At 37.7% G+C, this 15046-nt stretch carries 11 protein-coding genes and 1 pseudogene; 11 read left to right on the top strand and 1 reads right to left on the bottom strand.

Annotated elements, in window-relative coordinates; all coding sequences use genetic code 11:
• The 9 genes and pseudogenes from G630_RS0116960 to G630_RS23900 all read left to right on the top strand — a co-directional run.
• Positions 1-1326 (top strand): annotated as a pseudogene (locus G630_RS0116960) (hypothetical protein); the annotation flags it as partial.
• A 37-nt stretch (positions 1327-1363) separates the two neighbouring features.
• Positions 1364-2695: a glycoside hydrolase family 3 protein gene (locus tag G630_RS22485; RefSeq protein ID WP_196805815.1), complete on the top strand. Its 1332-nt coding sequence runs from the start codon at positions 1364-1366 to the stop codon at positions 2693-2695.
• Positions 2696-2764: 69 nt separating this feature from the next.
• The gene (locus G630_RS0116950; protein ID WP_026499271.1) at positions 2765-3577 is read left to right on the top strand and encodes an FHA domain-containing protein; all 813 of its coding nucleotides are present in this window, start codon (positions 2765-2767) and stop codon (positions 3575-3577) included.
• Positions 3578-3590: 13 nt separating this feature from the next.
• Complete coding sequence (locus G630_RS0116945) at positions 3591-4187, top strand: FHA domain-containing protein (RefSeq protein ID WP_026499270.1); 597 nt, start codon at positions 3591-3593, stop codon at positions 4185-4187.
• On the top strand, positions 4181-5386 hold the full coding sequence (locus G630_RS0116940; protein ID WP_081668031.1) for a PP2C family protein-serine/threonine phosphatase: 1206 nt from the start codon (positions 4181-4183) through the stop codon (positions 5384-5386). The genes G630_RS0116945 and G630_RS0116940 overlap by 7 nt, the downstream gene beginning before the upstream one ends.
• Before the next feature lie 4 nt (positions 5387-5390).
• The gene (locus G630_RS0116935) at positions 5391-6662 is read left to right on the top strand and encodes an FHA domain-containing serine/threonine-protein kinase (RefSeq protein WP_026499268.1); all 1272 of its coding nucleotides are present in this window, start codon (positions 5391-5393) and stop codon (positions 6660-6662) included.
• Between the two features lie 9 nt (positions 6663-6671).
• Positions 6672-7421, top strand: coding sequence for a PP2C family protein-serine/threonine phosphatase (locus G630_RS22480; RefSeq protein ID WP_044959673.1), 750 nt, complete (start codon positions 6672-6674; stop codon positions 7419-7421).
• 2 nt (positions 7422-7423) lie between these two features.
• On the top strand, positions 7424-9112 hold the full coding sequence (locus G630_RS0116925; protein ID WP_026499267.1) for an FHA domain-containing protein: 1689 nt from the start codon (positions 7424-7426) through the stop codon (positions 9110-9112).
• Between the two features lie 34 nt (positions 9113-9146).
• Entirely contained in the window at positions 9147-11414 is a 2268-nt protein-coding gene (locus G630_RS23900) for a serine/threonine protein kinase (RefSeq protein WP_049946274.1), read from the top strand.
• A gap of 357 nt (positions 11415-11771) precedes the next feature.
• On the opposite strand, the gene G630_RS25515 is transcribed toward G630_RS23900, so the two are convergent.
• The gene (locus G630_RS25515) at positions 11772-12131 is read right to left on the bottom strand and encodes a DUF6273 domain-containing protein (RefSeq protein WP_256379759.1); all 360 of its coding nucleotides are present in this window, start codon (positions 12129-12131) and stop codon (positions 11772-11774) included.
• On the opposite strand from G630_RS25515, the gene G630_RS0116900 reads away from it, so the two are divergent.
• Together G630_RS0116900 and G630_RS0116890 are read left to right on the top strand one after the other, a co-directional pair.
• Positions 12123-12596, top strand: a complete 474-nt coding sequence (locus G630_RS0116900) for an SEL1-like repeat protein (protein ID WP_026499266.1) — start codon at positions 12123-12125, stop codon at positions 12594-12596. The genes G630_RS25515 and G630_RS0116900 overlap by 9 nt on opposite strands.
• 489 nt (positions 12597-13085) lie before the next feature.
• Positions 13086-14525: an IS110 family transposase gene (locus tag G630_RS0116890; protein ID WP_081667803.1), complete on the top strand. Its 1440-nt coding sequence runs from the start codon at positions 13086-13088 to the stop codon at positions 14523-14525.
• Positions 14526-15046: the final 521 nt, after the last annotated feature.

Below are 15046 nucleotides of genomic sequence, written 5' to 3'. Positions count from 1 at the left end.
AACGGTGATGACAGGAGCTTATCCGTATTGCTGAAACCAGGGTTTGCTCCAGAAGAGCAGTACAGATCGAAAGGTAATCAGGGACCATGGACAGATGTATATGCACTTTGTGCAACGATATACCGTTGCATAACTGGAGAAAAGCCTCCGGAATCCATGGAGCGCATGAGACAGGATACTATGAAGTATCCTTCTTCATATGGAATCAACATAAGTAAGAGTGAAGAATCAGCATTACTTAACGGGTTAGCAGTCTTAGCTGAAAACCGAATCAAAACTATGGGGGAACTTGAAGCTAAGTTGTATGACAATAGTGCTGTGAATGTTAGTTATCAGGACTCGTATGCCGCCCAGCCATTAAGAAATAACAATATGGGACAGACAGCACAGATTACATATGTGACTGATTCAATACAAAATAAGACGAATAATTCTTTATACTCTGAAACATCGAATAATAAAGGCGTTCAAGACAAGAAAAATATATACATTGCATGCATAGCCGCATTAACTGCTGTTGTACTCGTTTTGATATCTGTTATTACTATAGGGATTAGTAGAAGCAATACTCACTATGATGAAGCTCAAGTGATTGTGGATCAGAATTCTAAAAAAATGGAAGCTGATTCAGAGAAGACAGAGGTTGTTAAAGAAGATGAAGCTCAGAATGACAAGCAAATAATCGAGAACAATGTTTTGAGTAGTAGTACAGATGAAATAGAGAGTGATGATGTAGACAAAGGTTCGATAGCTGAAAATGCTAGTGATATTGATAATAATGGTGGTCCTGCTTCTGAAAGCCAAGCTAATGCAGTGGACTATCAGCAAGATAGTCAAAATGAATCAGCTATACATAGATATGAAATTATAAACGCAGATTTAACGTGGAATCAGGCTTTTCAGGATTGTATAAACAGGGGCGGTTACCTTGTTAGAATAAACTCTTTGGCAGAATTTCATGTGATTGTTTCTCAAATTAAGCGAGAAAATAGAGATGAGCTCCTTTATTATGTGGCTGGGGTTAGGGATAGCAATAATCCTAACAGAGCGTATGAATATCGTTGGAAAAATGCAGATGGGACTTTGGGAGATGATGTAATAAACGATATAAATGGAGACTCAAAATATAGCTCTGTGTGGCTGGAAAATGAACCAAGCTTTGTAGGCGAAGATGGTAATGGTAATTATTATGTTGAAGAGTATGTTGATATACTGCGTAAAAGTGGTGAGTACTATCTAAATGATATTCCTGATGATGTTCTTTCTATAGTACCTGGATATTCAGGGAGAATAGGGTATATATGTGAATATGAATATGATTATTAAAAGATTGAAGCATATTTTTTTTCTTTCGATAACATGTATGGTGCTGATTGTAGGCTGTGGAAAGGGAGTAGAGGAAACAATAACTAGCGAAGATATCGATAAACCTTTGAATCAGGAAGATGATCAGGATATAAAAGATGAGAATTCTCAATCTACTAAGGAACAAGAATTTACTGAGGAGATTAGCGAATCCGTGGAAAAATCAGCAGAGTATACTGATGACCATAGTGAATTGACTGAAGAAATAGTAGAAGATGCTGAGGAAATCAGCGAAAATACTGAAGATAGCAGTACATATAATGAAAAAAGTACTTTAGAATCTGATGAAGTTGTCTCCATTATTGAGGAGATGTCCTTAGAACAAAAGGTTGGGCAGTTATTCTTTGTAACACCAGAGCAACTGACAGGAGTAAGTAAGGTTACACAATTTGGGAGTGCATCAAAAGAAAAATTGGATTCAATTCCAGTCGGAGGATTGGCATATTTAGCTACTAGTTTTGAAAATCCAACTCAGACAAAGGCTATGCTTAGTGAATTACAGGAATATGTAGAACAAACCACAGGAATTCCTATTTTTCTTGGATTAGATGAAGAAGGTGGAAGGGTTCTACGTATAGGGAAAAATGAATCGTTTGGTGTTGAAAAGATCAAGTCGATGCAGGAGGTAGCCAAATCCGGAGAAGAAGAGGTAGAAAGAACCGGTACATATATTGGAGGATACCTTAAAGAATTTGGATTAAATGTAGATTTTGCTCCAGTCGTTGATGTTATGACTAATCCAAATAATACAGTGATTGGAGATAGAGCATTCAGCTCAGATCCCAATACTGTTGACCAGATGGCTTCTGCATTTTCACGCGGATTACATAAAGCTGGAATATGCACAGTATATAAGCATTTTCCAGGACATGGAGATACAATTGAGGATTCGCATGAAGACTTTGCGTATTCATATAAGGATATTGATGCATTAACGGAATGTGACTTAATTCCATATTTTAATGGTGCGCTAGATAATGCTGATTTTGTTATGGTTTCTCATGTATCATTTCCTAATATTATTGCTGGGGATTTACCTGCTTCACTATCATATGACATTGTAACAGGAATACTCAGAGAAAATATAGGATATGACGGGGTAATTATGACTGACGCACTTGGAATGGGAGCTATAAGTAGGCATTATTCTTCAGGTGAAGCGGCTGTGAAAGCTATAGAAGCAGGCTGCGATATGGTACTTATGCCAGAAAATTTGCAAACTGCTTATGACGAAGTACTTAAATCTGTTGAAGAAGGAAAAATCACAGAGGAAAGGATAAATCAATCTTTGGAGAGAATTATAAGCCTCAAATTGGAAAAACTTCAATAGATAAATATAAATACTAACAAATGAATTAGCCATAGCAGGAACATTGCTGGGCAGAATAGGAAGGTGATTATGGAATTAGTAGGATTGCAGGGAATCCATCAGGGACGCCGAATACCAATCAACGGAAGTGTGGTATTGGGAAGAAATCAGCAGTCATGTACTATTATTTATCCCGATAACACTAAGGGAATTAGTCGTGTGCACTGCAAAGTAGATCAGACACCATCGGGATGTGTGATAACAGATTTAGGTTCATCATATGGTACCTTTGTTAACGGTAATAAACTGACACCTAATATTCCTACACCATTGAGGGAAGGGGATACATTTTATCTTGGAAATCAAAGCAACTCATTCTCTGTTAGTGGAGGTTCGTCAGCAGTTGCTTCTTCTAATTCTGTTAATAGCAAGCCAAAACCGAAGTTTAACAGTGTTGTAATAGCAGGTATAGCCGCAGTTGCGGTGGTTATTATAGCAATAATTGTTTCAATTCTATTTATTAATATGAATAATAAATATGCTTCGCTATCTGGAAGCACATGGAAATTGGCGGAATCTCCGGGGACTCGAATGTCCTTTGCTGAAAATGGAGACTTGTTGATAACAAACCAAGGAGAGTTTGAACTATATGGAACATTTACATATAGTTCTGTGGGCGATCATATGATTAGTGTTAAATATACAGCTCCGATAGATAGTAAAGTTGCTTCCGGAGAAGGGCTAGCAGGTTTGTATGATGCGTTGGGAGGCTTTAAAACTATAGAGAGCCTAGCAAATGCCTATTCAACTGGTTATGTTTGGAAATATGAGTATGACAGAAAAACAGATTCAATGAAGATATCTGATGTAAATGGTTATAAGCTCTTTACTCTTGAACACTGAAAGGAGAAGTCTTATGGAAATGAGAAAGTGCCCAAATGGACATTATTATGATGCTTCTATTCATGCAGCGTGCCCTTATTGCACAGGTGCAAACAATTCGGGAGCCACTTTGCCTTTAGACAGTTTTTCAGGAGGAAATGGTGGATCGCCAACTATGCCTTTGACGGGTGCAACAGGTGGAGGATCTGATAAAACCATGGCATTACAGGCTGCTATGAATGAGTCCGATTCCGATGATGGAAGGACGGTAGCTTTAATAAAGGAAGAAAAAGGTATAGATCCTGTAGTAGGATGGCTTGTTTGCACTGAAGGAAAGGAAAAAGGCAGGGACTACAGAATACACGCTGACAATAATTTTATAGGCAGAAGTGACAGAATGGATATTTGTATAAGAGGAGACGAGACGATTTCTAGAGAGAATCATGCCATTCTTAGCTACGATACTGTTGAGAATACATTTTTCTTTTCACCAGGAGACGGTAGAGCGATAGTCAGAGTTAATGGCAAAGCTACTTTCCAGACTGTGGAGCTTGCACCATATGATGAAATTGTTATTGGCAAAACTGTTGTGAAATTTGTACCTTTCTGTTCAAAGGAATTTGTATGGTGATGACAGAAAAAGGATATCTGATCAGGCTAACTCACAAAACTAACAGGGAAGAAAATGGTGATATTGAACGCAAAAGCACATTAGAAAAATCTAAAAATGAAAAAGATATAGAAGAGCAATCTGTTGAAGAAGGCAGTGTTTCGAGTGGTGCACCAATTTCGAAAGAAGACATTTCATTGACAATAGAGGTTGGTGATGATGTGAAAGAAATAGTCGCTCTGACAGAAAGTAAAAAAGAAGAGCCTGTCTCTGAAACTCCAAAAAAGTATTCAATGTCAGTTATTGCCGCTATTGTTGGCGGAATTGTTTTCTTGCTAGTTATATGCTTGATCATAACAATTAAAAATAAAAATCGAAAGAATGATAAAGATATAAAAATGACTGAATATCCAGATGGACAAGGGACTTCTCAGATAGTTAAGTCGATTGTTACAGCGAAAAATTCTCCAGTATCTATAACAAGCATACATGGCGTTGGTAGTAGAGCTATGCAGCAGGATTCGTTTGGCATTTCTGAGGTCAATGATGAGAAGAGTCTTGGTGAAAAAGGAATTCTTGCTATTGTAGCTGATGGTATGGGTGGACTAGAGGACGGAGATAAGATGAGTCAGCTAGTGGTTGTCACTATGCTACAAGGGTTTGATCAAGCTACTGGTGATGAAAAACCACAAGATATGCTTCTTAAATTACTAGATGCTGCCAATGATGCAGTAAATCTAGAACTCGGCGAAGAAAGGCAAGGTCTTTGCGGAAGTACTTTGGTTGCTGTTCATTTGAAGAATAATAGGCTTAGTTTTATTTCAGTAGGTGATAGTCATATTTATCTATACAGAGCTGGAAAGCTTGCTCAGATTAATCATGACCACAATTATGCAGCTGATTTGGATGAGAAAGCAAGAAACGGAGAAATCTCGTTGGAGGAAGCTGCAACAAATCCACAAAGGGCAGCGCTTACCAGCTTTATTGGAATGGGCGATTTGGAGCATATAGATCAGAATGATGAGCCAATAGTTGTAAAGAAAAATGACAGAATTTTACTCATGAGTGATGGAATCTATGGAACTATAGGAGATGAGAATATATGCAACGCTATGAGCAATCCATTAAAGAAGAGTGCAATTATGATAAATGAGATGATACTGGCTGAGAATCGGCCAAAGCAGGACAATTATACCTGCATTCTGATGGAGATAATATGAGAATATGGATGGTAGCAAAATACAAGAGCCTCCATTTGCCCTTCCTTTTGAGACTATCATACATGGAAGATATCTTATACAAGATGTCATTGGAGTAGGTGGTTTTGGCATAACCTATAGAGGTATTGATTTAAAGGAAAATAAATTAATTGCTGTCAAGGAGTATTACCCCAATGGTATAGCAACTCGTATTCCAGGAATGCTTGACGTTAATGTTCATTCTTCAAAAGATATTTTCAGAAAAGGAATGGATAAGTTCCTACAGGAAGCTCGTATTATTTACCATTATAACAACCCTTATATTCTTACTATCTATAGTTTGTTTGAGGAGAATTATACCGCTTATTATGTAATGGAATATTTAACGGGTAGTGATCTTAAACATATTTTGGCTAGAAGAGGGGATAAACTTTCATGGCAACAACTGAAGGGGATTATTCTCCCTATAATGGATGCACTCGTGCTGATACATCAGGATGGGGTGATTCATAGGGATATAAGCCCAGATAATATATATGTATGTGAGGATGGAAGTCCGAGATTGATTGATTTCGGGACAGCTAGAGTCTTTTCCGAAAATCAAGAAATGACAGTTATTATTAAGAAAGGGTTTTCACCTCCAGAACAGTATTCTTCTACAGGCAAGCAGGGGCCATGGACTGATATATACGCGATGGCTGCGACAATGTATAGATGCCTTACCGGAATAATGCCTCCTGAGTCAGTAGATCGACTACGTAATGATGCTATTGTTCCACCAGAAAATGTTGGATCTGATGCACCAATAAATGTTAATAGAGCAATAATGAAAGGGCTATCGCTTAGCGAATTTCAGAGATTTGCAACAATTTATGATTTCAGAAATGAACTTGAATCTGTAGGTGATGTTGGATTAACGGCAGTAGCCGATATGTTTACAGGTTTTGCTGATAGGTTCAGATCACGTGCAATTTCGATAAGAGGCGGTGTTAAAAGAATCGTTTGCGAATCTGGAATTTACTCAGGGCAAGTGATTGTTATCGAATCGGATCTGGTATTTGGAAGAGATAGTAGTTGTAATGTCATTTTTCCAAAATCTTCTGCAGGAGTAAGTAGAGTTCATTGTCAGATAATACTCGTTAATAATCGGAAAGAAGCAGTGATACTTGATTGCGGATCTTCATATGGAACATTTTTAAACGGAGTAAGACTCAATTCAGGTGTTCCACAGAAACTTGAAAATGGGAGCATTATAAGTTTTGGACAAAACAATAGTTTCAGATATGAAACGTTATGAGGATGTCAAATGTTTCTGAAAAAAAACAAGAGCAAACTATCTTCATTTATGTATTCAAATCCTGGTGGTAGACAAGAGAATGAGGATACAGTTGGCATATTTGAGAATGAAAAAAACAGTTTGTTAGTAGCTGTTGCTGATGGTCTTGGAGGACATGGAGGAGGAAAAGCTGCTTCAAATGCAGCTATTGACTCCATACATAAAGATTTCCTTGATGAGATCATCAATAATCCTGATGAGTTTAGGGTATGGTTTCAAAAGGCAAATCAAAAAGTATTGGATATGCAGACCAAGGAATGCGAGATGAAAACCACGCTTGTAACACTTGTCATTGATAATGAAATGGCTATGTGGGCTCATGTTGGAGATTCACGCTTATATCACTTTATAAATGGAAAACTGGAATTTCGCACATTTGATCATAGTGTCTCTCAAATGGCGGTATTAAGAGGAGAAATTTCTGAAGATGAAATTCGTGGTCATGTTGATAGGAATAAACTTCTCAAAGCATTGGGCAGAGATGAGAGAATAGATATAGAAGTATCTTCACTTGAAGATATAACATTTGATGAACATGCATTTTTGCTTTGTACCGATGGATTTTGGGAATATGTTACTGAGGCAGATATGCAAAAAACTCTTAAGCATGCTTCTTCAGCAGAAGATTGGATTAAAAGAATGATAAAAATACTCAATCGAAATGCAAAAGAAGATAATGATAACAACTCAGCAGCTGCAGTTATATACAGAGGAGAGTAAATATGATGAAAACTATTGGAATGAGATGTTTTGCAATATGTGTAATGCTAACTCTGCTGATGACTAGTATTAGGGTAAATGCTTCCGAAAATCAACAGCCCGCCGCAGAAATCTATGTAGATAGATATACGGTAAATGATGAACAAATAAAAATATATGTCAATCAAAATCAGCAAGAGCCGTCATGGATAACCAGCGACAACATTAAGCTGATGTTTGGCTCAAAAGAACTAGAGACTCCGCAGATTCAGAAATTTTCTGATAGCCCAGTCAAGACTACATATAAATGTTTGATAGATGTATCAGGTTCGATGAGTCAGGATAGGATCGATACTGCTAAAGAGATTATTAAGCGTCTGGCTGCAAATAAAAGAGCAGAAGATAATATTACGATTACAGCTATGGGAAATGACATAATAAGGTCTGATTATATGACAGATGCGCTTGAGATATCAGAAAAGGTTTCAAGCATTAGCGTTACCCATGAAGATACAAATCTATATTATGCAATTGTTGAAGAAATAAAAGAGCTGAAAACTAATGATCAGGTTGGCGAGAAAAGATGTCTTATCATATTTTCGGATGGAGCAGATGATCAAGCGACAGGAATAACCAGAGAAGAGGCTACTAAGGCGGTAACTGATAGCCATATTCCGATTTTTACTGTAGCTATGCCAAAAAATAAATCCAATAAAAACGATCAAGAAATGGCCAAAGTGCTTGGGAGTTTTGCAAGAATATCTTCTGGGGGTGATCATTACTATACTCCTGATTTTGAAGGTTCAGACCTGTCACTTTTGGCTGACAGAATATTGGGAAAAGTTAATAATTCTCTTATTTTAACTGAGGATATAAGGGAACTAGATACAAATGAGAAAGCACATGAACTGAAAGTATCGGTGAAAACAGCTGAGGGTAACACTGAAGATGTTATTGATGTTGCAGAAAGTGATGTTAAGAAGATAAAAGAGATACAAGATGAATTAGAACCTGAACCCGAACCTGAGCCGGAGCCAGAACCCGAACCAGAACCAGAGGTTGTAGAGGAACCAGAGGAAGAACCTATAGTAGAAGAGGTTGTGGAGGTGCCACAGAAAAAACTGATTATGGGTTTGGATCCTTTGATATTCTATATTGCTTTGGGAATATTTGTATTATTACTCATAGCGCTGGTTGTTTTTATAATTCTATCGAGCAGAAAAAAGGCATCTGGTGAAGCATCGGATGAGAATGAGTCACCAGTTGGAGATCTTGGGAATACGATTGGTGGTGTTGAGGATTTAGGAGTTACAGGTGAAGTCGTGGATTTCAATGGTGTAACAATGCCGCTGGAAAATGCAAGTGGAAGTCCAACTGTTGGAATGGAGGCTCCTGTGAATAAGAAAGTTTACAAAGTTGTATTAACAAGAATGGGAAAAGAGATCGGGGATAAGAATATCTTCAAATTTGATCTTACCGACAAATATACAATAGGAAGAAGTTCTACAAAATCAAAGCTTTCATTTAGTAATGATGCGGCACTTTCGGGACTACATTGTACAATGTTTGTAAAAAACAACAAAATATACATTAAGGATGAAGGAACTACAAATGGAACATTTGTAAATGGAGTGCCAATTACAGGTGAATATGCACTTGAGAATGGAGATACTATTATTATTGGCTCATATGAATATAGAGTAACATGGTGAATTATGGATCACACCATTATGGTGGGAGGTTCTGATGGATATAGATATTTCCCATATTTGTCCAAATTGTTTGAAGACGAAAGGTGAAGCTGTCACCTGCCCTCATTGTGGGTATAAATATGATGCTAACAATATAACAAATATGCATGCATTGAAGCCATATACCATTTTGCAAGGAAAGTATCTGGTCGGAAATATACTTGGTGAAGGCGGATTTGGAATAACTTATATTGGATTTGATCTTAATCTTGAAACAAGAATTGCAATTAAAGAATTCTATCCTAATGGTTTTGTGACAAGAGAATCAGCTGTAACTACAATGGTTACAAACTATACATCGAGTGATGCTTCTCAGTACGAAAAATGGAAAGACAGTTTTGTTCGCGAAGCAAAAAGCCTGGCTAAGTTTGCTAATCTTCCTGGGATAGTCCATGTGCATGATTTTTTTCAGGAAAACAATACTGCCTATATTGTGATGGAATACGTGGAAGGAGAGACATTAAAGGAACACCTTAAAAAATGCGGTGGAAAAATGCCAGTAGCGGAGACCCTTGCTATGATGAAGCCGGTGATTGAATCATTAGCTAAAGTACATGAGGCTCAAATAATCCACAGAGATATTAGTCCAGATAACATTATGATACAGGAAGGGGGAACTGTACGACTCATAGATTTTGGTGCAGCAAGGGACTTTAGTAATGATGACAGAAGTCTATCTGTGTTGCTGAAACCTGGATTTGCACCAGAAGAACAGTATAGGTCTAAAGGAAATCAGGGACCATGGACAGATGTATACGCAATTTGTGCGACTATATATCGTTGTATAACAGGAGAGAAACCTCCGGAATCAATGGAGCGTATTAGACAGGATTCTTTAAAGAGCCCGTCATCCTTAGGCGTCAAAATTCTACCGTTTGAAGAGGCAGCTTTGCTTAGTGGGCTGTCAGTTTTTGCTGAAAATCGAATAAAGTCTATGAAAGAATTAGAAAACAGACTTTATAATGGCCAAGATGTTGATGTTATACAGAAATCGAATAATGATTTTTCTTCAAGTTTATGGGAAAGCTCACCAGAGCATGTTAGCGGTTTTGATAATACAACAGAACACAGAACAAATATTGATATAGCAGGAATAAAAATTCCCATTGGAATATTAAAGTGGGGAGCTATAGCGGTAGGAGCATTGTTGGTCATTATCATAGCATTGATCACTGTGTTTAGTAATAAAGATGAGCAACTCGTAGAATTGGAAAGTCCTATCGATAGTTCAAACGTGACAACTTCCAATGATAGTAGTAATGAATCCTCAAGTGATTCAAAACGAACAGAAGAGCAAGAACTCGATGGAAAAGAACCGGAATCAGAACTAGAAACAGAACCGGAAGCAGAATCATTATCTGCATCAGAGTATTTGTCTGATCAGCTATCCGAGCAACAGGCATCTCCAGCCACCGGACCTGCATCAGAAATGTCCGTTGCAGAAGGACCTAGTTCAGATGGTGCAAATAGCAGTAATGACGATGTTAATAGTGAAATAGCAGATACAAACAGTACAGTTTCTCATGAAAAAGATTTTCTTGAATATGCCAAGAGCTTTACCTATCTTAATGGGCAAACAGAATATTTCACGTCTCAATTAAAAGTTGATAATTTTTATAGAGATTTTTCGCGTGTGCATTTTGGGGCAATAGATTGCTTTATTGACGATTTTGATTCTGATGGTGAAGATGAGCTTCTGATTGCGGGTATTACTCAAAATCAGATTATTACGTTTACAATGTATGAGTATGACAATGGCGTAAAAATGACGGATCAATATGAGTATTCTATGGGAACGCCATATGGAGTTGATGGCATATTGTACGGCGATAAAGGCCTAACAACTGCATTTCTTTATAACTTTGATAATAGAAAATGTATTGGAGTAGTTACTAATGATTATCACTATTTGACTGAAGATGGCTTAACGCTTGCATTTTCATCAATTACATATGACGGAAGTATGTTTGTTATAAAGGGCCATACGGAGTGGGCAGGTACTATTTATGATGAAGACACGAATTTTGTTAAAACATTTCAGAGTTGTGGGATTCAGGTAAATTGGAATACCATACTGAGCAATAATGCCAATGATCAGATTATTAATATCACACAAGGAATTCGTTTGTTTGATATAAAAACATATGTCATGGAAAACAGCAGTAATTATGAAAGATTAGAAGGCTATATTATGTTTAATGGATATTCTGCTAATAATTTTACGTATACTGATGACTCTACAATGAAAACAGTTATAAGATAAAATGCAGGACATTAACATAATTATTACATAATAGTTCCACATCGTATATTTGTGGCGATTCTTTAACTGTTGTATTTATGGTAGGAGGATCTGATGAGTTTGGATATCTCTCATATATGTCCTAATTGTTTTAAAACGTTATCATGCCCTTTTTCCGTTGAAAAGATTAAAAAAGGGGGAATTCGAGGGTATTTGGGGGTATTAGTGTGGAATCGAGTTTTTTTGTGGGGCAAAAATATCTCTTGAGTTTCATCTAAAACACCCCAAAAGCCACCCGCACAAATCACTCCTAATACTTTTTCAGCAATGGCTTCATTACTACTGCAACTAGTTGTAAAAGCAATACTACTTTTGGTCTTAAATATCTATTTGAATAGCTGGTCTAATTCCCCAAGAATTGCCTTGGCATTTTTTAATCTCGCCATTTGAGTCAACGAAAAGCGCTTCTCCACTTTCAGTTGTTCTGAGCCACCATGAATATACTTTTTTCCTCTTAAGTAATTCCAACATCCAGCCATCCTTACAGTTCTTAATAGCATATGGCGTATTCATACTTAAGCTTATTTTTCTATCATCTTTTTCAACATACTTTTCAACTTCAGTATTTGATAATAGAAAAACCCGATCAGACTGATTGCCATCTTCTGCATCAATGAGAGTCTCAGAAATACACTCTTTTTCTGAATCTGCGAAAGCAAACTCGTAGCCATGCGTGATCTGGGAAGGTGTTACCAGTTTGCAAGTGGAACACCCGGAAACATGAAAAAAGCTGTTGAATGGTATGAAAAAGCCTTAGAGGTTATCGATGATCCAGAATTGGAGCAAAAAACGATGATGTTCAAGATGATGGCAAATTCTGATCCTAGTTTTGCAGAGGATTATCCTGAAGATACAGGCGATGATGATTTTGATTCTTCGGAGCTTTTAGAAGATGACGTTGAATCTGTTGATGAATACGACGATGAGGAAATGGACAAGTACATGACCGGAATAGCTCCGGATGCTGTCACAAATGCTTGGAAATATGAGGATGAACTTGATATGGCAGGGTATTTACCAGACGAAATACATGGTGAAGCTGCATGGGAAAACCTGCCAAGGGTAAATAGTAAGGCAAATGAAGGTGATGCTAAAGCTATTTCAATACTTAAAGAACTGGATGATTTGAATCAATCAGTGTAATAAAGATATTGTATAATTGATATATCGACAGCTAGTTTCAGGAGGAACGCTTAATGGCAACAAAGAAGGATATGGTAACAGGTCAAGAGAAAAGAATTGAAAGCGCAGATAGAAAAGTTGGAGCAAGATATTACTTTAGCAAGAGATAAGGTAAAAGAACTAGAGCAAAAGAGAGTAAACACTGAGAGTAGTAGGAATGAAAAGCTATCTGAATTGACACAAGTAATTGAAAAATTGAAATTTGATATAGAAACGAGTGAAAGAGAGCTAAACGATAAAAAAATCGTTTGAATAAGAAGTCTGAGGAATTGAAGGCTTTAGAAGCTAAGCTTTAAAGAAACGATAATTGGATTCTATAAATTGCAAACTAATAGAAAGCTTCCTGTATGATTTAAACAGGGATTGACCTAAAAAGAATACCTCAAGTAAAGTTGGATTGTTACTGACCTGGCAGTTGGTAATAATCCAAAACTACAAGAGGTATCTTACATGAATGCTAAAGCAAATGAAAACAAAAATCAAGTAAACAAAGCTTTCTCGGTGATAAACACTTTATCAGCCGAAGAAAGACAGTCAAGAATCGATGATCTTCTCAAGACAATGCAGGCTAAGACCTGGCATGATCTGGAAGCATCAGGAAAGTTTGATAAGAATGCCAAGCTCTCTTTTATATCGGAGGACATGCTTATAGTAGGATGCGATATAGGCAGTGAAACTCATTATCTGAGAGCTATAGATATACGAGGCAGAGAACTCAGCAAAAAACCATTTTCATTCACGAATAATGAAGAAGGATTTGAAGCTGCAAAGGCATGGATGGTTGAGCTTGCTGCAGTAAATGGCAAAAAGCAGATAGTATTAGGACTTGAGCCTACAGGTCATTACTGGTTCTGTATAGCGACATGGCTTATAAGCAATGGTATCAGTGTTGTACAGGTAAATCCATATGCAGTCAAGCAGACAAAGGAGGTTGAAGACAACAGCCAGTTAAAGGATGACAGAAAAGATCCCAAAGTAATAGCAAATCTGGTAATGAACGGAAACTATGGTATGCCATATCTTCCAGAGGGCATATACGCAGATCTGCGTAGTCTCTCGCTTCTAAGGAGTCAGCTTACCGAGAATAGGATCCGTTGTGCAAACAGGATGCACAGGCTAATGAAAATACACTTTCCTGAATATAAGGACGCATTTGGAAGAGTGGATGGAAGTTTTGCTTTAGAAGTATTAAAGATTGCACCATTTCCAAAGGACATAGTTGCATTGGGTGAAGATGGCATAAGAGAGATTTGGCACAATGCTAAGCTAAGAGGACGCGGCTATAGCAGGGCAGCTGAACTATTCAGATATGCCAGTACAAGCGTGGGAAGAAATGAAGGCGCAGAATACGACAGAGAAGCTGTCAGATGGTTTGTGGAAGAAATGCTCTCTCTAGATGAAAAGCTGACCACAATAGAGGCAGCTATAAATACGAAGTGTATGGAAATACCACACGCTGAAAACATTCTTGAAATATCTGGTCTGGGTCAGAACATAGTTGCAGGGATCATATCTTCAATGGGGGATATTGATAGATTTGACGATGTTAAGGAAATACAGAAACTAAGTGGATTAAACCTTGTTGCATGCAGTTCGGGCAAGCATAATGGCGAAACAAAGATAAGCCACAGAGGACGCAAAGAACTGCGAACCTGGCTGTTCCAAGGAGCTAAATCAGTTGTGGCTCATGCTGAAGAATTCCAGTTGATACATGAGTACTACACTACACGGCCCAAGAATCCGCTAAAGAAGATGCAGTCGCTGATAGTCATAGCGTGTAAGCTTCTGAGGATTATATATGCAATCCTCAAGAAAGGCGTTACTTATGACCCTCAAAAGATGCTTGATGATATCAAGAGATTTGAGAATGCTGAGATAGTAGCTGCATAAGTAAGAATCACATTTCCGGAATCCTGCCGAGCTGTTGAATACAGTTCGATAGCTGAGCAGGGTTCCGGATGGTAACCCATTAACAGTAGGGGGAATCTCCTACAAAAACTACCAACATATGTCTTTGATGGATTGCGTCCACCGTTTGCCGGTACCATTCAAGACATAATAGGTCAGTTAGTAAGTACCAAAGACAAACAAGAGCTGTAGCTGGCGGGAGTTCTCTCCATAGGGCATAGACCCTGTTTGAAAGCTTTGCTGGCACTTGGTGTATGAATAGGTGGGACGAAGGAAGTTGGGACACGATCCCTTTAGACACGGAAGGTTCACCATCATGGTTGATCAAAGGGAAAATAGCCTTTATAGAGCAAACAAAGGGATGCTTTATTAGTGCTACCTTCAATCAGCTATTCAGTATATGATATATGACTATTCATCACCTCTGGCTCCTGTTAAAGAGGTATATCAACAAACAAAAAGCTCATAAATACTGAAATTTGAGCTTGAAATTATAGGAAGGA

This window comes from Butyrivibrio sp. WCD2001, from assembly GCF_000424485.1.
Classification (GTDB): Bacteria; Bacillota; Clostridia; order Lachnospirales; family Lachnospiraceae; genus Butyrivibrio.
Note: the sequence above shows the minus strand (reverse complement) of the source record. Positions and strands in the feature narration are given on the sequence as shown.

Excerpts from the sequence above, each read along its gene's own strand:
- G630_RS22485 (WP_196805815.1), top strand. The coding sequence starts at position 1,364 with ATGGTGCTGATTGTAGGCTGTGGAAAGGGAGTAGAGGAAACAATAACT.
- G630_RS0116950 (WP_026499271.1), top strand. The coding sequence starts at position 2,765 with ATGGAATTAGTAGGATTGCAGGGAATCCATCAGGGACGCCGAATACCA.
- G630_RS0116945 (WP_026499270.1), top strand. The coding sequence starts at position 3,591 with ATGGAAATGAGAAAGTGCCCAAATGGACATTATTATGATGCTTCTATT.
- G630_RS0116940 (WP_081668031.1), top strand. The coding sequence starts at position 4,181 with ATGGTGATGACAGAAAAAGGATATCTGATCAGGCTAACTCACAAAACT.
- G630_RS0116935 (WP_026499268.1), top strand. The coding sequence starts at position 5,391 with ATGGATGGTAGCAAAATACAAGAGCCTCCATTTGCCCTTCCTTTTGAG.
- G630_RS22480 (WP_044959673.1), top strand. The coding sequence starts at position 6,672 with ATGTTTCTGAAAAAAAACAAGAGCAAACTATCTTCATTTATGTATTCA.
- G630_RS0116925 (WP_026499267.1), top strand. The coding sequence starts at position 7,424 with ATGATGAAAACTATTGGAATGAGATGTTTTGCAATATGTGTAATGCTA.
- G630_RS23900 (WP_049946274.1), top strand. The coding sequence starts at position 9,147 with ATGGATATAGATATTTCCCATATTTGTCCAAATTGTTTGAAGACGAAA.
- G630_RS0116900 (WP_026499266.1), top strand. The coding sequence starts at position 12,123 with ATGCGTGATCTGGGAAGGTGTTACCAGTTTGCAAGTGGAACACCCGGA.
- G630_RS0116890 (WP_081667803.1), top strand. The coding sequence starts at position 13,086 with ATGAATGCTAAAGCAAATGAAAACAAAAATCAAGTAAACAAAGCTTTC.